The sequence below is a fragment of the Rhodobacter sp. genome (assembly GCA_020637515.1).
In the GTDB taxonomy this organism is placed as follows: Bacteria; Pseudomonadota; Alphaproteobacteria; order Rhodobacterales; family Rhodobacteraceae; genus Pararhodobacter.
Window position 1 is genome coordinate 2580977 of record JACKKG010000001.1, and the last position, 21466, is coordinate 2602442.

Genomic DNA, 21466 nt, shown 5'->3' on the forward strand with positions numbered 1-21466 from the left:
GCACCGGGGTCAGAGGGGTCCCGCGCGTCGGCCTGGGAGGGTGGCGATGACCTATTGCGTCGGTTTGCTTCTGAAGGCGGGCATGGTCTTGCTGTCCGACACGCGCACCAACGCAGGCCTGGACAACATCGCCACCTATCGCAAGATGTTCACCTTCGAGGTGCCGGGTGAGCGCGCTGTTGTGCTGCTGACCGCGGGCAGCCTGTCGGTGACGCAGACCACCATCGCCCGTCTGCGCGAGTCGATCGAACACCCCGAAACCGACGGCGCGCGCTCGATCCTGGCCGCGCAGACCATGCTGGAGGTGGCCGAGATCGTCGGCAACACGCTGGCCTCGGTCCGCCAGGACATCGACGGCAAGATGAGCGCCTCGAAGGTCAGCGTCTCGGCCTCGATGATCGTCGCCGGTCAGCGCAAGGGCGGCGCGATGCGCATGTTCCTGATCTACCCCGAGGGGAATTTCATCGAGGCGACCGAGGACACGCCCTATCTGCAGATCGGCGAGCACAAATACGGCAAGCCGATCCTGGACCGCGTGGTGACGCCCGACACCTCGCTCGAGGATGCGCGCAAGGCGGTGCTGCTGTCGATGGATTCCACGCTGCGCTCGAACCTGTCGGTGGGGATGCCGCTGGATTACTGCGTGATCGAACGCGATGCCTGCACCGTCAGTCAGGTGCAGCGGATCGAGGCCCAGGACGAGGATTTCCGCGCCATGTCGCAGGCCTGGTCCAACGCCCTGCGCGACGGGTTCCAGAAGATCCGCATCTGAGCCCGCGCTGGGCAGGAAGCCGCCCCGACCGCGCGTCAGCGGTTGACGCGGGCGCCCCATGCGGGCATCCCTAACGCCAAAGAACCGGAGAGGCGCGATGAGCTGGAAAACCCTCGACTCCTTCGATTTCGCGAGCAAGACGGCGCTCGTTCGCGTGGACATCAACGTGCCCGTCGAGAACGGCGCGGTGAGCGATTTCACCCGCATCGACGCGGTTCTGCCGACGATCCGCGAATTGGCCGAAAAGGGCGCGCGGGTGGTTCTGCTGGCCCATTTCGGCCGTCCCAAGGGCAAGGTCGTGCCGGCCATGTCGCTGTCGCAGGTTCGTCCCGCGCTGGCCCAGCGGTTGGGTCGGCCGGTGGCCTTTGCCGAGGATTGCATCGGCGCCCCGGCCAAGCAGGCCATCCAGGCGATGCAGCCGGGCGACGTGCTGCTGCTGGAAAACACCCGCTTTCATCCGGGCGAGGAACAGAATGACCCGATGATGGCGGCCTCGCTGGCGGCATTGGGCGACATCTACGTCAACGATGCCTTTTCGGCGGCGCACCGGGCGCACGCCTCGACCGAGGGCATCGCCACGCTGCTGCCGTCCTGCGCCGGCCGCCTGATGGAGGCCGAGCTGCGGGCGCTGGACGCGGCGCTGGGCAACCCCCGGCGCCCGCTCGTGGCGGTGGTGGGCGGGGCCAAGGTCTCGACCAAACTCGATCTGCTGGGCAATCTGGTGGCCAGGGTCGATGCGCTGGTGATCGGTGGCGGCATGGCCAACACCTTTCTGGCGGCGCAGGGAAAGCCGGTCGGAAAATCGCTGTGCGAACACGACCTGGCCGACACCGCGCGCGCGATCCTGGACAAGGCCGCGGATACCGGTTGCACGATCCTCTTGCCCTCGGACCTGGTGGTCGCGCGCGAATTCAAGGCCCATGCCGCGCATGAGGTGGTGGCCGAATGCCCCGCCGACGCGATGATCCTGGACGCCGGCCCCGCCAGCGTCGCGGCGATCGCCAACCTGTTCGACAGCGCCCAGACGCTGATCTGGAACGGCCCTCTCGGCGCCTTCGAGCTGGAGCCGTTCGACGCCGCGACCAACGCCGCCGCGGCCAGGGCGGCGGAGCGGACGCGCGCGGGTGCGCTGATTTCGGTCGCCGGCGGGGGCGATACGGTCGCGGCGCTGAACCGGGCCGGGGCGGCGCAGGATTTCACCTATATCTCGACCGCCGGCGGCGCCTTCCTGGAATGGATGGAGGGCAAGGTCCTGCCCGGCGTCGCGGTGCTGGAGCGGTCATGACCCGCCCTGCCCCCGACCCCGACGACCCCAAGGGGCTGATCCGCGAAAGCTTTCGCATCGATGGGATCACCGAGAGCGAGTGCCGTTCGATCCTGATGGACTGGGCGCTGAGCCTGCCACTGGATGCCGATCAGCCGGCGACGGCGGCGCGGTTGCACGCGCGCCACGCCGCCACCGCGCACCCGATGACCGCCCTTCTGGCCGAGGCCGCGCGCGCGACGCCATCGACGCAGCGCCGTCGCGGCGGGCGCGCGGGTCGGTTCGCAGGCCATCAGGACCCGGCATGAGCCTGCTGGCGGCGGCAGCGGGCGTGGTGGCCGGCTCGTCGGCGCTGACGCTGCTGAACGCGCGGCGACGCGAGACCGCCTGGCGCCACGCCTTTCCGCCGGAAGGGCAGTTCATCCCCGTCGAGGGGCGCCGCATCCATGCGCATGTCAGCGGTCGGACGGACGCCCCCGCCGTGGTGCTGATCCACGGCGCGAACGGCAATCTGAGGGATTTCACCTTTGACCTGGCGGATCGGCTGGCCGGCCGGTTCCGGGTGATCGCCGTGGATCGGCCCGGCATGGGCTGGTCCGACGGCTGGGGCGAGGCCGACAGCGACCCGATGGTGCAGGCGCGCGTGCTGCGTCAGGCGGTGGCCGCGCTTGGGGTCACGCGGCCCGTCGTGCTGGGCCATTCCTATGGCGGATCGGTGGCGATGGGCTGGGCCTTGCAGGACCCGCAGACCGCCGGACTGGTGCTGCTGGCCGGGGCCACGCACCCGTGGCAGGGCTACGGCCTGGGCGCCTGGTATGCGGTGAATGCCACGCCGCTGGGCCGTCCCGCGCGGGTGCTGGCGGCGGGGCTGGCGCCCCGGCGGATGATCGACGCCTCGCTGGCCGCGGTCTTTGCACCCGCGCCGGTGCCTATTGGCTATGCGGCGCATTTTGGCCCGGGCCTGGCGCTCAGGCGGCAGACGCAGGCGGCGAACACGCGGCAGGTCAATGCCCTGCTGGCGCATGTCACGCGGATGCAGCCCCGTTACGCCGCGCTTTGCTTGCCGATCGAGGTTCTGCACGGCGACGCGGACACCGTGGTCGGCATCGACATCCACGCCCGCAAGCTGGCGGCCGAGGTGCCCTCGGCCCGGCTGACGGTGCTGGCGGGGGCCGGGCACATGCCCCATCATTCCCACCCCGACGCGGTTCTGGACGCCGTGAACCGGGTTGCGGCGCGCGCCGGCCTGCCCGGCGCCCCGGACGGCTCAGAGCGCGGCTAGACCGTCCCAGACCAGCTTCACCCCGACCAGCGCGACCATCGTATAGGTGAAGGGATAGAAGACCTCGGCCCGCATCCGCCTGACGATCGCCGCGCCGATCCGCACCGCGACCACCGCCAGCGGCGCCAGCACCAGCGCCGAGATCAGAACGTCGCGCTGGAACATCCCCAGCGCCGCATAGGGCACAACCTTGATCGCGTTCACCACCGCGAAAAAGATCACCGAGGTTCCGGTATAGGTCCGGGGGTCCAGCCGCTTGGGCAAGACCTGGATCTGGAACGGCGGCCCGCCGGCGTGCGCCACGAACGAGGTGAACCCCGCGACCGCCCCCCACAGCCAGCCCATCGCCGGGATGTGACGCGGCGCCCGGCCCAGCCAGCGCCCCAGCAGCGCGCGCGCAGCAAAGGCCAGCGCCACCGCGCCGACCATCAGCCGCACCACCGCGTCCGAGGTGATCGCCGCCGTCGCCCAGCCCAGTCCGATGCCGATCAGCGCGGCCGGCAGCATCACCCGCAGCACCGACCCGTCGCGCCAGCCGCGCCAGGTCCACAGGCTGACCGCATCCATCATCAGAAGGATCGGCAGCAGCACCGCCGCCGCCAGCACCGGCGGCATGACCAGCGACATGACCGGCACGCCCATCAGCGCGAAGGCGCCGCCCAGCCCGCCCTTTGACAGCCCGACCAGCGACACCGCCAGCACGGTGACCCACAGCATCGCCGGGGTCGCGAAAACCGTCCAATCCGCCATGCGCCGGGTGCTCCTGTCCAAGGGACCGCCCTGCCCCCGCGGCGCCACCAGACCCTGCCGCGTCGCACTTGTCCAGCCCCCTCCAGGGCGACACCGGGCGGGCCCGTAAGGGAGGCGGGCGTCAGCCGCCTGTATGGCTCATGTGGCGGCTCATTTGCCCGGCGACGCGCTGGCGCGAATAATCGAAATCGTGGCCCTTGGGCTTGCGCGAAATGGCCGCGCGGATCGCCTGCTCCAGAACCCGGTCGTCGTCCGAGGCCCTGAGCGGCGCGCGCAGATCGGCCATGTCCTCTTGCCCCAGGCACATGAACAGCTCGCCCGTGCAGGTCACGCGCACCCGGTTGCAGCTTTCGCAGAAATTATGCGTGAGCGGGGTGATGAAACCGATGCGCTGGCCGGTTTCCTCGATGCGGACATAGCGCGCGGGACCGCCCGTCCGGTCGGGCAGATCGGTCAGGGTAAAGACCTCGGCCAGGCGGGCGCGCAGGTCCTTTAGCGGCCAATATTGATCGAGACGCGCCTCTTCGGACATCTCGCCCATGGGCATCACCTCGATGAAGGTCAGGTCGTGCCCCTCACGCGCGCACCATTCGGTGATGGGGACCAGCTCGTCCTCGTTGAAGCCTTTCAGCGCGACGACGTTGATCTTGATCGTCAGGCCCGCCGCGCGCGCCGCGTCGATACCGGCCAGCACCTGCGACAGCCGTCCCCAACGGGTGATGGTGGCGAATTTCGCGTCGTCGAGCGTGTCGAGCGAGACATTCACCCGCCGCACCCCCGCCTCGGCCAGCGGGGCGGCGAATTTCGCCAGTTGCGAACCGTTGGTGGTCAGCGTCAGCTCCTTCAGCGCGCCGCTGTCCAGGTGCCGCCGCATCCCCTGAAAGAACGTCAGAATGCCCTTGCGCACCAGCGGTTCGCCGCCCGTGATGCGCAACTTCTCGACGCCCAGCCCGATGAAGGCCGTGCACAGCCGGTCGAGTTCCTCGAGCGAGAGCAGATCCTTCTTGGGCAGAAAGGTCATGTGCTCGGCCATGCAATAGGTGCAGCGAAAATCGCAGCGATCCGTGACCGAGACGCGCAGATACTGGATCGCGCGTGCAAAGGGGTCGACAAGGGGGGCTTTGGTGGACATGGAACCTCCGGTTGCGGCAAAGCTAGTGCGCGTTCGCGTGAGAGACAAGGCAGCCGCCTTGCCGGGTGCGCGGCGCGGGGCTAGTGTTCGGCCATGCGTAGTGCCCCGACTCTGTTGCTGATCCCCCTGCTGGCCGCCTGCGGCCTGTCGCTGCCCGGCCGCGACACGCCGGCACCGGCGCCGGATGTCGCGGTGACCCTCGACCCGGGCGACAGCGTGACGCACCCCCAGGCCCGGCCCGGGGACGCGCAGACCGATCCGCAAACGGCCGCGCCAGCCGCCGTGCAGGCCAGTGCGCCGGCCGGTGCCGACGGCTATCTGGGCGAAACGCTGGCCGGGCTGGGCGCGCCGGCCGACCGGGGCCTTTGGCTGACAACCGGGTTGGTCACGGCGCCGCGTCCAGGGCGGGTCGTCGCGGCCTCGGGCCGGGCGGTCGCGGTCGAATTGCGCCCCTCGGGCGCGGCGGCGACGGCGGGCAGCCAGATCTCGTTGCAGGCGATGCAGGCGCTGGGGCTTTCGCTGGGCGATCTGGCGACGCTCGCGGTCTATGCCGACTGAGGCCGACTGACACCGGCCGGGGCGCCCTTGCACGCCCAGCCGCTGCGGTCTATCAGGCGCTCAGCCGTCCCCCAGAGACCGAGGTCCGCCCATGATCCCCCGCTATTCCCGCCCCGAAATGGTCGCCATCTGGTCGCCGGAAACCAAGTTCAGGATCTGGTTCGAGATCGAGGCCCACGCCTGCGACGCGCAGGCCGCGCTGGGTGTGATCCCCAAGGCCAACGCCGAAGCCGTCTGGCGCGCCAAGGACGTCGAATTCGACGTTGCCCGCATCGACGAGATCGAGGCCGTCACCAAGCATGACGTGATCGCGTTTCTGACCCATCTGGCCGAACATGTCGGTGCCGAGGACGCGCGCTTTGTCCACCAGGGGATGACCAGTTCGGACGTGCTGGACACCACGCTGAACGTGCAGTTGGTGCGCGCCGCCGACATCCTGCTGGCGGATATGGACAAGGTGCTGACGGCCCTGAAACGGCGCGCCTATGAACACAAGGACACCGTGCGCATCGGCCGCTCGCACGGGATTCATGCGGAACCCACGACGATGGGGCTGACCTTTGCGCGGTTCTACGCCGAGATGGCGCGCGGCAAGGCCCGGCTCGAGGCCGCCCGGGCCGAAGTCGCGACCGGCGCGATCAGCGGCGCGGTCGGCACCTTCGCCAACATCGACCCGGCGGTCGAAGAGCATGTCTGCGCGATGCTGGGCCTCTCGCCCGAGCCGATCAGCACCCAGGTGATCCCGCGCGACCGCCACGCGATGTTCTTTGCCACGCTGGGCGTGATTGCCGCGTCGATCGAGAACATCGCCATCGAGATCCGGCACATGCAGCGCACCGAGGTGCTCGAGGCCGAGGAGTTCTTCTCGGCCGGGCAGAAGGGTTCGTCGGCGATGCCGCACAAGCGCAACCCCGTGCTGACCGAGAACCTGACAGGTCTGGCGCGTCTGGTGCGCATGGCGGTGGTGCCTGCGATGGAAAATGTCGCGCTCTGGCACGAACGCGACATCAGCCATTCCAGCGTCGAACGCGGCATCGGCCCCGACACCACGATCACCCTGGACTTCGCTCTGAACCGGCTGGCGGGGGTGATCGAGAAACTGGTGATCTACCCCGAGAACATGCTCAGAAACATGAACAAGTTCAAGGGCCTGGTCATGTCGCAGCGGGTGCTTCTGGCCCTGACCCAGGCCGGAGTCTCGCGCGAGGACGCCTATCGCCTGGTGCAGCGCAACGCGATGAAGGTCTGGGAACAGGGCAAGGATTTCCGCGAGGAACTGCTGGCCGACGCCGAGGTGCGCAAGGCGCTGACCGAGGACCAGATCAACGAGAAATTCGATCTGGGCTATCATACCAAGCATGTCGATACGATCTTCCGCCGGGTGTTCGGCTGACCGACCGCTCAAGACCGCGACACAGGGACTGGGGCGCAGGGACTCGGGCGCGGGCGATCCGGCAGCCATGCTGAGCCTTGATCGGATGTCGGAGTTCCGTTAAGGGAATTTACCTTTCCTTACGGAATTACCCCATGACCGCCTCCGATATTGTGTTGCGTAACTTGTACCTCGACCTGATTCAAGACGTTCTCATCAACGAAATCTACAAGGACCCGCCGCTGAAACGCACGCCTTTGACCCGCCTTTTCAAGGCGTTGGGAATGCGGGCCAAGCATGTCACCGGGACCGAATTCGACCCCAGCCGTCGCACCAAGGGGCTGGACTGGCCCTCGGTCGCGCATACCATGATCGGCCAGGGGCGCATGTCGAACCTGCGCCAGATCTGCTCGGACGTGATCGAACGCGGGGTCCCGGGGGACTTCATCGAAACCGGCGTCTGGCGCGGTGGTGCGTGCATCTACATGCGCGCGATCCTGAAGGCCTATGGCGATACCGGCCGCACGGTCTGGGTTGCCGACAGTTTCGAGGGGCTCCCGCCGCCCAACGCCGAGGCCTACGCGCTGGACAAGGGGGACAAGCACTACACCCTGCCCGCCCTGGCGATCTCGCGCGAACAGGTCGAGGCGAACTTTCGCCTTTATGGCCTGATGGACGATCAGGTGAAATTCCTGAAGGGCTGGTTCAGCCAGACCCTGCCCACGGCGCCGATCGACAAGCTGGCCGTGCTGCGGCTCGATGGCGACATGTATGAAAGCACGATGGACGGGCTCAAGGCCCTCTATCACAAGGTCAGCCCGGGCGGCTATGTGGTGGTGGACGACTATCACGCCGTCGCCGCCTGCAAGGCCGCCGTGCACGACTACCTGAACGCCGAGGCCAAGGGCGAGACCGTCGAGATCCAGGAAATCGACGGCACCGGCGTCTACTGGCAGCGGCGCGTCTGAGATCAGTCGCCGGGCGTCTCGCGGGCGTGACCGTCAAGGTCACGCCGGGCTTTTTCGGCCCGCGCCCGGGCCAGATCGCGATCGGACTTGGCCAGGCCGTGTTTCGCGGCATTCGCGGTGCCCGTTGCGCGGGCTTCTTCGCGGGCCGCCTGCTTGCGCCGGGTGCGCAGATTGACGATCTTTGCCATCACAGACTCTGCGCGCGGAACGTGTCGCATTGCCCGGGATCGCCCGAGCGGTAGCCGCGAAAGAACCAGTCCTGCCGCTGTTGCGAGGTGCCGTGCGTAAAGCTGTCGGGCACCGGACGGCGGCCGGCCGCGCGTTGCAGCGCGTCGTCGCCGATGCGCGCGGCGGTCTCCAGCGCCTGGCGGATGTCGGCATCGGTCACGCGCAGCCGTTGCGATGCCTGTTGCGCCCAGAGGCCGGCATAGCAATCGGCCTGCAATTCGATCCGCACCGACAGCGCGTTCGCCTGGCTTTCCGACACGCGCGCGCGCTGCGCGTTGACCTGCCCCAACGTGCCCAGCAGGTCCTGGACGTGGTGCGCGACCTCATGCGCGATGACATAGGCATTGGCGAAATCGCCGCCCGCGCCAAGCTGATCGCGCATCACGCGGAAGAAATCGGTATCCAGGTAGACCTTGGTATCGCCCGGGCAATAGAACGGACCCATGGCCGCCTGCGCGGCACCGCAGGCCGACCCGGTGGCGCCGGAATACAGCACCAGCGTCGTCGGCGCATACCGTCGCCCCGAGGCGCGGAAGATCTCGGTCCAGACCTGTTCGGTTTCCGCCAGGACGGTCGCCACAAAGGCCTCCTGGTCGTCGTCGATCCGGTTCGGGCCCGTCGGCGCCGGGGCCGAGGCGACCGTGCCACCACCACCCGAGGCGTTCAGGAACGGGGTCACATCGACGCCGAAATACGCGCCCACCAGCAGCACGACCAGCGTGCCGACGATCCCCAGCGCCCCGCCGGGGCCGCGCCCGCCGCCACCGCCCCCGCCGGCCCGGCCGCGCCGGTCCTCGATGTTGCTGCTGGTCCGTCTGCCACGCCATTCCATCGCACGCCCTCCTGCTCACCTGTGCGCCATGTTGCCGCAGCCGCGGCGGGTGTCAAACGAAAGGGCGGCCCCGCGGGACCGCCCCTTGTGCGTTTCGCACCCCCGGGATCAGCCCCTGGGGCCGATCATGTCCTCGGGCCGAACGATGCGATCGAAGGTCTCGGCATCGACAAAACCCAGGGCGATCGCTTCTTCCTTCAGCGTGGTGCCATTCTTGTGCGCGGTCTTCGCCACCTTGGTCGCGTTGTCGTAGCCGATCGTCGGCGCCAGCGCCGTGACCAGCATCAGCGATTCCTTCATCAGCTTGTCGATGCGCTGGGTGTTGGCCTGGGTGCCCACCACCATGTTGTCGGTGAACGCGCTGGCCGAGTCGCCCAGAAGCTGCATGGATTGCAGCACGTTGTAGGACATCATCGGGTTGTAGACGTTCAGTTCGAAATGCCCCTGGCTGCCGGCGAATCCCACCGCCGCATCATTGCCCATGACATGCGCGCAGACCATGGTCAGCGCCTCGGCCTGGGTCGGGTTCACCTTTCCGGGCATGATCGACGAGCCGGGTTCGTTTTCCGGCAGGATCAACTCGCCCAGACCCGAGCGCGGGCCCGAGCCCAGCAGCCGCAGGTCGTTGGCGATCTTGAAAAGCGAGGCGGCGACGGTCTTCAGCGCGCCCGAGAACATGACCATCGCGTCATGGGCGGCCAGCGCCTCGAACTTGTTCGGGGCGGTGACGAACGGCAGGCCGGTGATCTCGGCGATCTGCGCGGCGACGCGCGAATCCCAGCCGACCCGCGTGTTCAGCCCGGTGCCGACCGCGGTGCCGCCCTGCGCCAGTTCGTAGATATGCGGCAGGCACATGGTCACCCGTTCGATCCCGCGTTCGACCTGCTTGGCATAGCCCGAGAATTCCTGGCCCAGCGTCAGCGGCGTCGCGTCCTGCGTGTGGGTGCGGCCGATCTTTATGATGTCCTTGAACTCTTCTGCCTTGGCGGCGAGCGCACGGTGCAGCTTTTCGAGGCCGGGGATCAGCACGTCGCGCGCCTGCATGGCGATGGCGACATGCATCGCGGTCGGGAAGGTGTCGTTCGACGACTGCCCCATGTTGCAATGGTCGTTCGGGTGCACCGGCGATTTCGAGCCCATGACCCCGCCCAGCATCTCGATGGCGCGGTTCGAGATGACCTCGTTCGCGTTCATGTTCGACTGCGTGCCCGAGCCGGTCTGCCAGACCACCAGCGGGAAGTTGTCGTCGAACTTGCCGTCGATCACCTCGGTCGCGGCGGCGGCGATGGCGTCGGCCAGTTCGGGCGCCATGTCGCCCTGCGCCTTGTTCACCAGCGCGCAGGCCTTCTTGATGACGCCAAGCGCGCGGATGATCGGCACCGGCTGACGCTCCCACCCGATGGGAAAGTTGATGACGCTGCGCTGGGTCTGCGCGCCCCAATACTTGTCGGCGGGGACGTCCAGCGGGCCGAAGCTGTCGGTCTCGGTGCGGGTCGCGGTCATGGCGAGGCTCTCCTGCGATGGATCTGCCCGTCTCTTAGCCAGCGGCGGGCGAAAACGCAATTGGTATGCGGATGTATGCAAAGCAGGCGGCATCCGGCGTTCAAACAGAGTTGATGCGCGCGGTCCGCGACCCGGCGGAGTGTTGCCTGAATCGCCGCTTTGTTGCAGGCTGCCGCCACGGCGCTCGCCCGCCCCCGGTCGAGGGACGACGACATTTCAGGAGTAAGACTTTGCCTCAAGACGGTTTTAAGGCCGCCCGGCGCACCGCCCTTTTCATCGCGGTGCTGGGCTCCGGGGCCGCGACCCTTTCCACTTTGCCCGCGCGGGCCGACACGATGGACCCGTGGTATATGCCCGCCGCGACCCGCGCCGCCCAATTCGCCGATTTCCGCGAGGATCACCGCCGCAGCGTGGTTGAATTCCAGCCCTTCCGGGCCGAACTGCTGGGCACGGCAACCGATGGCACGGCGCTCAGGCTGACCTCGCTCAACCCCTATGTGAACGCCTGGTTCGTGCTGGAAACCGGCGAGGGGCGCAGCGCCCGAAGCTGGCATCTCGAGAATGCCGCACCCGAGCTGTTCACCGTGTCCCTGGGCGCCGATGGGCGCACGCTGACCATCGACAGCGAGGCCGGCACCACCACCTGCACCCCCTGGGACGGCGAACTCGAGGCCGCGCGCGCGTCGAACCTGCCCTATGCGCCGATCTGCGACCAGCGGTTGTTCGTGCGCAACCACGGGTCCGGCAGCCGCACCACGCGCGAGGCGGTGACGGATTTCCTGCGCAGCTATGTCCCGTTCGGGGAAAGCCTCATCAACGTCATCAAGGACACCCTCTACGAGGATGCCTATCTGACCTCGGCCCAGACCATGGACGAGGCCGAGGCCGGCTCGGTCGTGGCGGCGCTGGGTCAGGCCGACCTGCGCTCGCACCCGGTGATGCGCTCGAACCTGCGGGTCGATCTGGTCGGCGCCGAAGCCACCCAGATGGAGGCCGGAAGCTGGTATGCCGTGCAGAACGCGCCTGGTATCTACGCCAGCGTGGTGCAGCCCGGAATGGTCAGCCAGGCGGTGCTGAACGTGCCCGGCGCGAACGGTCTGGACGGGGTCGAGAACCGTTCGGACGTGCACATGTTCGCCTTTGATCTCAGCCGGTTCGATCTGCGCTACGAGGTCGGCACCGATCACCCGCAGGTGGACTGGTCGCCGCGCCCCTCGGGCCAGGGCCGCGATTATTCGCTGCCGGGTCCCGACGGGTTCGGCACGGTCGATCCCCTGCAAATGACCGGCATGTTGAACCCGATCTTCATCGACCGGGTCGCGGGCATCTTTGCCGGCGGGTTCAAGCGCGACCACGGCGCCTGGCGGCTGACCGATTTCGCCTATACCAACCACGGCCATCACTATGGGTTCGTGGTGAACGGCGTGGTCCTCAGCCGTCTGCAACCGGGTCTGGCGACGATCTATGTGCTGCAAGACGGCAGCGTGCACATGGAAACCTGGTCCGAGGACCTGAATTCCCTGCTGCCGCATATCCGCTTCGCGCGCCAGAACGGCACGCCGCTGGTCGAACCCGATGCCGAGGGCGTGGGCGTTCCGGGCGCGCAGGTGCGCAGCTGGATGGGCGGCAACTGGTCAGGCAGCGCCGAGGCACAGCTTCGCACCCTGCGCTCAGGGCTGTGCGAACGCGCGGTGGACGGCCGCCAGATCCTGATCTACGCGGTGTTCATGTCCGCCACCCCCTCGGGCATGGCGCGCACCTTTCAGGCCTATCACTGCGACTATGCGATGCTGCTGGACATGAACTCGCTCGACCTGACCTATTCTGCGGTCTACGCGCGCGAACCGGGATCGCAGACCTTTACCATCGAACATCTGGACCGGCGCATGGCGGAAAGCGATTCCCGCCACCGCGACGGCACCCCGATGGGGCGTTTTATCGAGTTCTCCGACAATCGCGACTTCTTCTACCTGCTCCGCCGCTGAGGGAGGAACCGTCATGAACAGGCTGGCAAGGCTGGCTCTGGCGCTGGGGATCGCCCTGGCGCCGCTGGGCGCGAGCGCGCAGACGCTCCAGCAGAACAACGAGGCGATGTTTCGCGAGATGCAGCAGTGGCGTGGCCTGAGCGCCGCCACCATGAGCCGCATCCGCGCGATCTTTGCCACCGCGCCGCACATGGGTCAGGGCAACCCCGCCGTGACCCGCCACCCGCTGACCCCGGACGAGGCGGCGCAGCGGCAGGGCGGGTCGGTGGACAGCGTTCGCCGCGCCTATCGCAACGCGCGCTTCGAACGGATCTGCGGCCACCCCTACGAGGTGCCGCTCTACGATCCCGCCACCCAGACGCCCGAGGACGCGACCGTCTGCGCCTTCATGTTCGAATATCCAAACGTGCCGCTGGTCTATCCGGTGACCTGGGTGCGCGCCGACCAGGCGGTGGCGCTGTGCGCGGCCGAGGGTGCGCGCATCGGCGACGCCCATGAATGGGAGGGCGCGGCGGCCGGCGCCCTGCTGCCGCCCGACTACAATTTCGCGCTTGGCAGCCAGCAGGCGATGCGGGCCTGGCACAACCAGCATTACGCCAGCCAGTCGAACGTCTATTCCATCGGCACCTGGCGGCGCGGGGTCTGCGCGACGGGCAGTTTCAAGACCCCGGGCTGCAACGGCGGCTCGTGGTCGGGCTGCGGGTCGAACACCTATCCGGCGGGGTCCTTTCCACAATGCCATTCGCCGCTGGGGGTCTACGATATCGATGGCAACGCGGCCGAGCACATGAACCTGCCGCTGGCGCCCGACCAGATGGCCTCGCGCGGATCGACGACGCTGGGTGTGACCGAAATGAAAGGATCGTGGTTCATCTGGGACACGGTGCGCGCGCATGAACACTGGGCCCGCTGGCGGGCGCCGTTCTGGCATGGCTCGCGCGTGCTGTCACCGGCCAGCCATTCCAACTATCACCTGGGATTCCGCTGCTTTCGCGACCTCTGAGCACCGCCTCGGAAATCGGGCGGTGACGGACGCGACGATCTGACATCGGCGGGGCTCCGAAACCTTGGCGCGGGCCCTGTCGAACGCAGGGCGAACCCGCTGGAGGCCGACGACAGCGACCAGGCGCGGAACGAGGCAGTCCACCGCGTCGCCCCGCCCGGGACCAGCCGGACCGATCCCGGGGGCGCAGGTCACGGCCTTCGTGCGGACCGACCGGCTGAAACGGATCGGTGCCCGGATCTGAAGGGAGGGCAAGGGTCGGTGGATCCCCTTGCCCACCCCGCCGGCCCCACGCCGCCCGTGGTGGACAGCCGCGCGCCCCGGGGCTGCGTCAACCAGATCGAGACCGCCCGGCAAGGCGCTGGGGTGTCGATCCCGTGCGCTGAGCGGTGCAAGGGGCCTCCTCCGCGCGCCGTCAGGTGTAATCGGCGCGGCTCAGGCCGTATTTTGCCATCTTCTCGTTCAGCGTGCGGCGCGGCAGGCAGAGCTCCTCCATCACCGCGACGATCGAGCCCTTGTGCCGGCGCATCGTGTTGTCGATGAGCGTGCGCTCGAAGGCTTCGACATAATCCTTGAGCGGCTTGCCCTCGGTCGTCAGCGCCCCGCCCGAGGCCTCGTTTTCCGCCATCACCAGCGACACGACCGAGCCCGTTCCGCGCCGGTTCTGCAACACCGCCTGTTCCGCGATCGCGATCAGTTGCCGGACGTTCCCGGGCCAGGGCGCCTGCAACAGATAGGCCGCGTCCTGGGCGCTGAGATCGGGTGCGGGGCTGCCGTATTCCTCGGCGTAATCTTCGGCATAGGACTTGAACAGCGCCAGAATGTCCTCGCCGCGCGTCCTGAGCGGCGGCAGGGTCAGCGTCATTGCCGCCAGGCGAAAGTAGAGATCGGGCCTGAGCACGTCCTGCAAGGTGCGCCCCGGCTTGTGATCGTTGCAGATCGCGACGATGCGGGTGGCGGGCGGCGTCGGCTGGTCGTTGATGACGCTCAACAGGCGGCCCTGCATCGCCGGGCTCAGGGCCTCGATGTCCTCGAGACACAGCGTGCCGCCGCGCGCCTCTTCGACCAGGGGCAGGCCGCCCTGCTCGACCGGGCCGAACAGACGCGCGGCCAGCGTCTCGTCATCGAGCCCCAGACACGAGACCGTCACGAATTTCCGTCCCGCGCGCGGACCGACCGCGTGCAGGGCGTGCGCCACCAGCGTCTTGCCGGTGCCCGTCTCGCCGTCGATCAGCACATGGCCGTCGGCCTGGCCGTAATCCAGGATATCCTCGCGCAGGCGCACCATCTCGGGGCTGTTGCCGACCAGCCGGCGCATCAGCGTCGATCCGTCGGCCAGTTCCTGGCGCAGTGCCCGGCTTTCCAGCGCCAGCGCGCGCGCCTTGAGCGCCGCGCGCGCGAGGTCGGCCATGCGCTCGGGGTCGAAGGGTTTTTCCAGAAAGTCCCAGGCCCCCAGCCGCATCGCCTCGACCGCCATCGGCACATCGCCGTGCCCGGTGATCAGGATAACCGGCAGGGTCGCGTCCATGCCCATCAGCTTTTTCAGCAGAACCATCCCGTCCATGCCCGGCATGCGGATGTCGGTCACGACGATGCCCGGGAAATCCGCGCCGAGATTGGCCAGTGCCTCTTCGGCGCTGGCGTAGGTTTCCGGCTGGAAGCCCGACAGCGACAGCCATTGGCTGATCGACGCGCGCATGTCCTGTTCGTCGTCGATCACGACGATGCGCGAGGGGGTCCGCCCCGAATGGGTCCCGTCGGGGGAAGCCAGTTCGCTGGGGGTCATGGAAGCACTCTCCTCGTGGTGGTCAGGTCGGTCAGGGTCACGCCGCGCCCTCGCCCGCAGGCTCCAGCACCGGAAGCGCGATGTCAAAGGCCGCGCCCCCCTCGGGGACGTTGCGCGCGGTCAGGCGGCCGCCGTGGTCGGCGACGATGCCGGACGAGATCGCCAGGCCCAGCCCGACCCCCTCGCCCGGTTTCTTCGAGGTGTAGAAAGGTTCGAACACCTTGTCGATCGCGGCGATGCCGGTGCCGTTGTCGCGGATCGTCAGCGTCACCGTGTCGCCCTGCGTCAGGATCAGGTCGATCTGCGGCGCGTTCACCCCGCGCGTGGCATCGACGGCATTGCGCATCAGGTTGATGATGACCTGCTCCAGCCGCAGCCGGTCGCCCATCACCCGAACCGGGTCCTTGGGCAGGGTCCGCACCACCAGCACACGGCGCTCGCGCAGGCGCGGCTCCATCATCGTCAGGGCCTCGGTCACGCAGTCGCGCAGATCCAGCGGCTGGAACGCGTCGCCGCCCTTGCGCGCGAAGCTCTTGAGCTGGCGGGTGATCGCGCCCATCCGGTCGATCAGGTCGTCGATGCGTTGGACCGACACCAGCGCCTCTTCGGACCGGCGCCGGTTCATCAGCAGCCGCGCGCCGGCCAGATAGGTCTTCATCGCCGCCAGCGGCTGGTTCAGCTCGTGGCTGACGGCGGCCGACATCTCGCCCAGAACCGCCAGTTTCGACGATTGCGCCAGCGTTTGCTCGGCCACGGTCAGGTCCTGCTGGGCTTTCTCGCGCGCCGCGATCTCGCGTTGCAGGCGCAGGTTCAACTGCCTGAGTTCGACGGATTCCTGTTCGAACCGCGCCGACAGCGACCACGCCCGGCGCGACAGCATGTAGAACACCATCGCCAGAAGCAGCGCGAACCCCATGATGACCAGCGCCAGAACGCCGTTCACCTTTTCGCGCACGCCGTCGTAGGTGGTGAAGCTGATCAACCGCCAGCCACGGTGGCGCACCCGCGTTTCCGACCGCAGCACGGCGGCGTTGCTGACAAAGGCGTCGGGCCCGCGCCCGGCCAGGTCGGCGGTGTATTGCAAGGCGCGCTCGATGGCCGTCGGCGGCGCGCGCAGGGCCAGGGCCTCGGCCTCGGTCCGGCCGCGCCAGCGCGGTTCGGTGGCCAGGATGATCCGCCCCTCGCTGTCCAGAAGCGCCACCGCGTCGGCCAGTCCCGCCCACGAGCGTTCGAACTTGGCCAGGTCCACCTCGACCGTGACGACGCCCAGCACCTGCCCGGCGGACCTGAGCGCGCGGCCATAGAAAAACCCATACCCGCCGGAATCGCGGGGCTGCACGGAAAAGATCGTGTCGTTGGCGCGCCGCGAATCCACGAACAGCGGGTCGGTCGCGCGCATCACGCCCAGTCGGTTGCGATCCGTGGCGGCGACCACCCGTCCGGTCGTATCCAGCAGTTCGATCGCCGCCGAGCCGACCTCGCCCTGCAACTGGATCAGCACCTGCGAGATCGACGCGTAGTTGGCGTTTTGCAGCGCCTCGCGCAGGACCGGGTCGCGCGCCAGCAGGATCGGCACCACCTGGGTGCGCTGCAACTCGGCCTCGATGTTGCCGGCATACAGCACCAGCCTGAGTTCGGCCCGGTTGCGCGTATCGACCGCGAAACTGTCACCGAGCCAGCCATCCATCACCCAGACCGTCGCCACGGCCGCGACCAGCAGCACGCCGACCAGCACCTTGCCCCAGGCGGGCACGCCGGTGCGCAGGGCCGCCACGGGCGACGAGAGGGCGGGGTCTTGGCTCATGCCGGTCAGTGTAGGCAGCCGCGCGGGCGGGCTCAAGCAGCGGCGCGAGCGGTTGTGATCACGTCAGCGCCAAAGCGCCCATCAGCCCCTCGAACAGCGCGACGCCATCGGTGCCGCCGTGCTGGGCGCTGATCGCGCGTTCGGGGTGTGGCATCATGCCCAGGACGCGGCGGTTGGCCGACAGGATGCCGGCGATGTCACCCATCGACCCGTTCGGGTTCTGCGCATAGCGAAAGGCCACGCGGTCCTCGGCGTGAAGCTGCGTCAGGGTCTCGGCGTCGGCCTGATAATTGCCGTCGTGATGGGCGATCGGAATGGCGATCCGCTGGCCCGGCGCGTAGCCCCGGGTAAAGGCGCTGTCGGTCGTCGCGACCTCGAGCGTGACGGATTTGCACAGGAACCGAAGCCCGGCGTTGCGCATCAGCACGCCCGGCAGCAGGCCGGATTCGACCAGCACCTGAAATCCGTTGCACACGCCCAGCACATAGCCGCCGCGTTCGGCGTGGCTGCGCACCGCGTTCGCGATGGGCGAGCGCGCGGCGATGGCGCCGCAGCGCAGGTAATCCCCGAACGAGAACCCGCCCGGGATGCCGACCACGTCGGTGCCCTGGGGCAGCGCCGCGTCCTTGTGCCAGACGCGTGTGACCTCGGCGCCGGCGGCTTCGAAGGCGACGGCAAGGTCGCGGTCGCAGTTGGAACCCGGGAACGTGATGACCGCGGCCTTCATGTGCGCCTCCAGACGTGTGCGTTCGGGCCTCCTTTACTGCGCCCGCGCGCCGGGGGAAAGCGGTTTTCGCCAACGCTGGCGGGGGCCCGGCGGACTAATCCTAAGGTGGCATATGCCTCAGGGGCGCATCGTGCTTTCATGACCGCATCCAAGGGAGGATTTCATGACCAAGGTAACATTGACCGTGAACGGCCGGTCCATGTCGGGCGAGGCCGAGGGGCGCACGCTCTTGTCGTCGTTCCTGCGCGACACACTGGGCCTGACCGGCACGCATGTGGGCTGCGACACCAGCCAGTGCGGCGCTTGCGTCGTTCATGTGGACGGTCTGGCAATGAAAAGCTGCACCGTTCTGGTGCAGGACGTGGACGGCGCCAGCGTCACCACGATCGAAGGGATGGCCAACGCCGACGGCACGCTGGGCCGGGTGCAGCAGGCGTTCCAAGATCACCACGGTTTGCAGTGCGGTTTCTGCACGCCCGGCATGGTGATGTCTGCCGCCGCCCTTCTGGCCGAGAACCCCAAGCCGACCGAGGCCGAGATCCGCCACCATCTCGAGGGCAACATCTGCCGTTGCACGGGCTATCACAACATCGTCAAGGCGGTGCTTGCGGCATCGGGACAGGACGTCTCGGGGCTGGGCGTGGCGGCGGAATGATGCGCGCGCGCACCCTCGCCCTGGCCGCCGGCCTGACGCTGCTGCCGACGCTCGCCCTGGCCGAAGGCTTCTTCGACCGCGACCTCGGCGATGGCGGCAGCCCGGCCGAGTGCATGGACCGCGCCGAACGCACGCTCAACGCCTACGGGCGCGCGAGCGGCAGCACCGACATCTATGTCGCGCGCGGCAGCTGGTCGGTCGATGGCTATCATCTGGAACCCGGCAACATTGCCGTGCAGTTCCTGTGCCCCTACCGCGATTCGCACGTGTCGGTGACGATCCTTGTCGCGCACAGCGACACCACCGGCGACGCCGCCGAACCCGTGGTCAATGCCCTGGCCCAGATCTGGGACAACAACGGCATGAGCAACGGCAAATAAACCCGCCCCTGGCCTGCACCGCGGGCCCGAGGACACGGACACGCGGCGGGAACACGCCCCGCCGGTCACAGAACTCAGGGAGGACACCATGCCCATGGACGGCGGCATCGGCGCCAGCACGAAGCGGCGCGAAGACCTGCGTTTCCTGACAGGGAACGGACGCTACACCGACGACATCAACCTGCGCGGCCAGCTATACGCCTATTTCCTGCGCAGCCAGGTGGCCCACGGCCGGATCAACGGCATCGACTCGGCCCAGGCGGCGGCGATGCCCGGCGTCGTGCGTATCTTCACCGGCAAGGATTTCGAGGGGGTCGGCGGACTGCCCTGCGGCTGGCAGGTGACGGACAAGCACGGCCAGCCGATGCAGGAACCGGCGCACCCGGTGCTGGCCCAGGGCAAGGTGCGCCATGTCGGCGACCCGATTGCCGTGGTGGTGGCGGAAACCGCCGAACAGGCGCGCGACGCGGCCGAGGCGATCGTCGTTGACATCGACGAGTTGCCGGCGGTGATCGACATGAAGGCGGCGCTTGCGGCGGACGCCCCAAAGGTGCACGAGGACCTGACCTCGAACCTGTGCTACGACTGGGGTTTTGTCGAAGAAAACAAGGGCGCCGTGGACGCGGCCTTTGCGGCAGCGGCGCATGTCACCACGCTTGAGCTGGTGAACCAGCGCCTGATCGCGAACCCGATGGAACCGCGTGTGGCGGTGGGTGACTACGATCCGTGGAACGACATGTCCACGCTCTACACCACCTCGCAGAACCCGCATGTGATCCGCCTGCTGATGGGCGCCTTCGTGCTGGGCATCCCCGAGCACAAGCTGCGCGTGGTCGCGCCCGACGTGGGCGGCGGCTTCGGCTCGAAGATCTTCCATTACGCCGAGGAAGCGTTCTGCACCTTTGCCGCGCGCGCCCTGAAGAAACCCGTCAAATGGACCTCGACCCGCTCGGAAGCCTTCATGAGCGATGCGCATGGCCGGGACCATGTGACCAAGATCGAGCTGGCGCTGGACGCGGACAACAATTTCACCGCGATCCGCACCGAGACCTACGCCAACATGGGTGCGTATCTGAGCACCTTTGCGCCCTCGGTGCCGACCTGGCTGCACGGCACGCTGATGGCCGGGAACTACAAGACCCCGGTGATCTATGTGAACGTGAAGGCGGTCTTCACCAACACCGTGCCGGTCGATGCCTACCGCGGCGCGGGTCGCCCCGAGGCGACCTTCCAGCTGGAACGCCTGATCGACAAGGCGGCACGCGAGCTGGGGGTTTCGCCGGTTGATCTGCGGCGTCAGAACTTCATCCAGCCCGACCAGTTCCCCTATGCCACCCCCGTGGCGGTCGAATACGACACCGGGAACTATGACGCGACGATGGACAAGATGCTGGCGCTGTCCGACTACGCCGGATTCGAGGCCCGCGCGGCCGAGAGCGCCAAGGCCGGCAAGCTGCGCGGCTTCGGCATCGCCCATTACATCGAGGCCTGCGGCATCGCGCCGTCGAACCTGGTGGGGCAACTCGGGGCCCGCGCGGGGCTTTACGAAAGCGCCACGGTGCGGGTGAACGCGACAGGGTCGATCAGCGTCTTCACCGGATCGCATTCGCACGGCCAGGGCCACGAGACCACCTTTGCCCAGGTCGTGTCCGAGCTGATCGGCATCGACGCCGGCCAGGTCGAGATCGTCCATGGCGACACCTCGAACACGCCGATGGGCATGGGCACCTATGGCTCGCGCTCGCTCGCGGTCGGTGGCTCGGCGCTGGTGCGCGCCACGAACAAGATCATCACCAAGGCCAAGAAGATCGCCGCGCACCTGCTGGAAGCGTCGGAAGCCGATATCGAGCTGAAGGATGGCAAGTTCTCGGTCGCCGGCACCGACAAGTCGGTGGATTGGGCCGGCGTCACGCTGGCGGCCTATGTGCCGCACAACTACCCGCTGGAAAGCCTGGAACCCGGGCTCGAGGAAACGGCGTTCTACGATCCCTCGAACTTCACCTACCCCGCCGGGGCCTATGGCTGCGAGGTCGAGGTGGACCCCGAGACCGGCAAGGTGACGATCCTGAACTTCACCGCCGCCGACGATTTCGGCAACGTGGTGAACCCGATGATCGTCGAGGGGCAGGTGCACGGCGGCCTGGCGCAGGGCATCGGTCAGGCGATGCTCGAGGCCTGCGCCTATGACGCCGACGGCCAGTTGCTGACCGGGTCCTACATGGATTACGCCATGCCGCGCGCCGACGATCTGCCCGCGTATACGGTGGACCACAGCTGCGTCACGCCCTGCACCCACAACCCGCTGGGCGTCAAGGGCTGCGGCGAGGCCGGGGCGATCGGCTCGCCGCCCGCCGTCGTCAACGCGGTGATCGACGCGCTGCATCGCGGCGGTCACACCCACGTCACCCATATCGACATGCCCGTTTCGCCTGCGCGCGTCTGGGCTGCCATGCAGGCCAAATAAG

20 protein-coding genes are annotated in these 21466 nt (G+C 68.0%); 12 read left to right on the plus strand and 8 right to left on the minus strand.

Annotated features, from left to right (window positions below; genetic code table 11):
- Positions 1-46: 46 nt before the first annotated feature.
- The 4 genes from H6900_12670 (at position 47) to H6900_12685 (ending at position 3318) form a co-directional block, all read left to right on the plus strand.
- A complete protein-coding gene (locus tag H6900_12670) occupies positions 47-772 on the plus strand; it encodes a peptidase (GenBank protein MCC0074131.1) in 726 nt (241 codons plus the stop codon).
- Positions 773-869: 97 nt separating this feature from the next.
- On the plus strand, positions 870-2057 hold the full coding sequence (locus H6900_12675) for a phosphoglycerate kinase (protein ID MCC0074132.1): 1188 nt from the start codon (positions 870-872) through the stop codon (positions 2055-2057).
- The gene (locus H6900_12680) at positions 2054-2344 is read left to right on the plus strand and encodes a hypothetical protein (GenBank protein MCC0074133.1); all 291 of its coding nucleotides are present in this window, start codon (positions 2054-2056) and stop codon (positions 2342-2344) included. Before H6900_12675 ends, H6900_12680 begins: the two co-directional genes overlap by 4 nt.
- Positions 2341-3318 (plus strand): alpha/beta hydrolase, encoded by a 978-nt coding sequence (locus tag H6900_12685; protein ID MCC0074134.1) that lies wholly within the window; start codon positions 2341-2343, stop codon positions 3316-3318. The genes H6900_12680 and H6900_12685 overlap by 4 nt, the downstream gene beginning before the upstream one ends.
- On the opposite strand, the gene H6900_12690 is transcribed toward H6900_12685, so the two are convergent.
- Together H6900_12690 and moaA are read right to left on the minus strand one after the other, a co-directional pair.
- The gene (locus H6900_12690) at positions 3304-4068 is read right to left on the minus strand and encodes a sulfite exporter TauE/SafE family protein (GenBank protein MCC0074135.1); all 765 of its coding nucleotides are present in this window, start codon (positions 4066-4068) and stop codon (positions 3304-3306) included. The two genes, H6900_12685 and H6900_12690, sit on opposite strands and share 15 nt — an antisense overlap.
- Positions 4069-4189: 121 nt before the next feature.
- Complete coding sequence (gene moaA / locus H6900_12695; GenBank protein ID MCC0074136.1) at positions 4190-5200, minus strand: GTP 3',8-cyclase MoaA; 1011 nt, start codon at positions 5198-5200, stop codon at positions 4190-4192.
- Between the two features lie 93 nt (positions 5201-5293).
- On the opposite strand from moaA, the gene H6900_12700 reads away from it, so the two are divergent.
- The 3 genes from H6900_12700 to H6900_12710 all read left to right on the plus strand — a co-directional run bounded on the left by H6900_12700 (position 5294) and on the right by H6900_12710 (position 8098).
- Entirely contained in the window at positions 5294-5758 is a 465-nt protein-coding gene (locus H6900_12700) for a D-galactarate dehydratase (GenBank protein MCC0074137.1), read from the plus strand.
- A gap of 91 nt (positions 5759-5849) precedes the next feature.
- The gene (locus H6900_12705) at positions 5850-7151 is read left to right on the plus strand and encodes an adenylosuccinate lyase (protein ID MCC0074138.1); all 1302 of its coding nucleotides are present in this window, start codon (positions 5850-5852) and stop codon (positions 7149-7151) included.
- A 134-nt stretch (positions 7152-7285) separates the two neighbouring features.
- Complete coding sequence (locus H6900_12710; protein ID MCC0074139.1) at positions 7286-8098, plus strand: class I SAM-dependent methyltransferase; 813 nt, start codon at positions 7286-7288, stop codon at positions 8096-8098.
- A gap of 2 nt (positions 8099-8100) precedes the next feature.
- On the opposite strand, the gene H6900_12715 is transcribed toward H6900_12710, so the two are convergent.
- From H6900_12715 to fumC, 3 genes are all read right to left on the minus strand, one after another.
- The gene (locus tag H6900_12715) at positions 8101-8286 is read right to left on the minus strand and encodes a DUF4169 family protein (GenBank protein ID MCC0074140.1); all 186 of its coding nucleotides are present in this window, start codon (positions 8284-8286) and stop codon (positions 8101-8103) included.
- Entirely contained in the window at positions 8286-9158 is an 873-nt protein-coding gene (locus H6900_12720) for a neutral zinc metallopeptidase (protein MCC0074141.1), read from the minus strand. The genes H6900_12715 and H6900_12720 overlap by 1 nt, the downstream gene beginning before the upstream one ends.
- 108 nt (positions 9159-9266) lie before the next feature.
- A complete protein-coding gene (fumC, locus tag H6900_12725) occupies positions 9267-10661 on the minus strand; it encodes a class II fumarate hydratase (GenBank protein MCC0074142.1) in 1395 nt (464 codons plus the stop codon).
- 335 nt (positions 10662-10996) lie between these two features.
- Here fumC and H6900_12730 point away from each other — a divergent pair, with 335 nt between their 5' ends.
- Entirely contained in the window at positions 10997-12646 is a 1650-nt protein-coding gene (locus tag H6900_12730) for a hypothetical protein (protein ID MCC0074143.1), read from the plus strand.
- A 13-nt stretch (positions 12647-12659) separates the two neighbouring features.
- A complete protein-coding gene (locus H6900_12735) occupies positions 12660-13649 on the plus strand; it encodes an SUMF1/EgtB/PvdO family nonheme iron enzyme (GenBank protein ID MCC0074144.1) in 990 nt (329 codons plus the stop codon).
- Between the two features lie 415 nt (positions 13650-14064).
- Here H6900_12735 and H6900_12740 read toward each other — a convergent pair whose 3' ends face one another.
- From H6900_12740 to purQ, 3 genes are read right to left on the minus strand one after another with little or no spacing between them, the layout of a single operon-like run.
- Positions 14065-15435, minus strand: coding sequence for a sigma-54-dependent Fis family transcriptional regulator (locus H6900_12740; protein ID MCC0074145.1), 1371 nt, complete (start codon positions 15433-15435; stop codon positions 14065-14067).
- Positions 15436-15472: 37 nt separating this feature from the next.
- On the minus strand, positions 15473-17239 hold the full coding sequence (locus tag H6900_12745) for a sensor histidine kinase (protein MCC0074146.1): 1767 nt from the start codon (positions 17237-17239) through the stop codon (positions 15473-15475).
- Positions 17240-17297: 58 nt separating this feature from the next.
- The gene (purQ, locus tag H6900_12750; protein MCC0074147.1) at positions 17298-17966 is read right to left on the minus strand and encodes a phosphoribosylformylglycinamidine synthase subunit PurQ; all 669 of its coding nucleotides are present in this window, start codon (positions 17964-17966) and stop codon (positions 17298-17300) included.
- A 163-nt stretch (positions 17967-18129) separates the two neighbouring features.
- Between purQ and H6900_12755 the strand changes: the two genes are divergently transcribed.
- The 3 genes from H6900_12755 (at position 18130) to H6900_12765 (ending at position 21465) form a co-directional block, all read left to right on the plus strand.
- The gene (locus H6900_12755; protein MCC0074148.1) at positions 18130-18621 is read left to right on the plus strand and encodes a (2Fe-2S)-binding protein; all 492 of its coding nucleotides are present in this window, start codon (positions 18130-18132) and stop codon (positions 18619-18621) included.
- The gene (locus H6900_12760) at positions 18618-19001 is read left to right on the plus strand and encodes a hypothetical protein (protein MCC0074149.1); all 384 of its coding nucleotides are present in this window, start codon (positions 18618-18620) and stop codon (positions 18999-19001) included. Before H6900_12755 ends, H6900_12760 begins: the two co-directional genes overlap by 4 nt.
- An 88-nt stretch (positions 19002-19089) precedes the next feature.
- Positions 19090-21465 (plus strand): xanthine dehydrogenase family protein molybdopterin-binding subunit, encoded by a 2376-nt coding sequence (locus H6900_12765; protein MCC0074150.1) that lies wholly within the window; start codon positions 19090-19092, stop codon positions 21463-21465.
- The last annotated feature ends 1 nt before the right edge of the window (position 21466 follow it).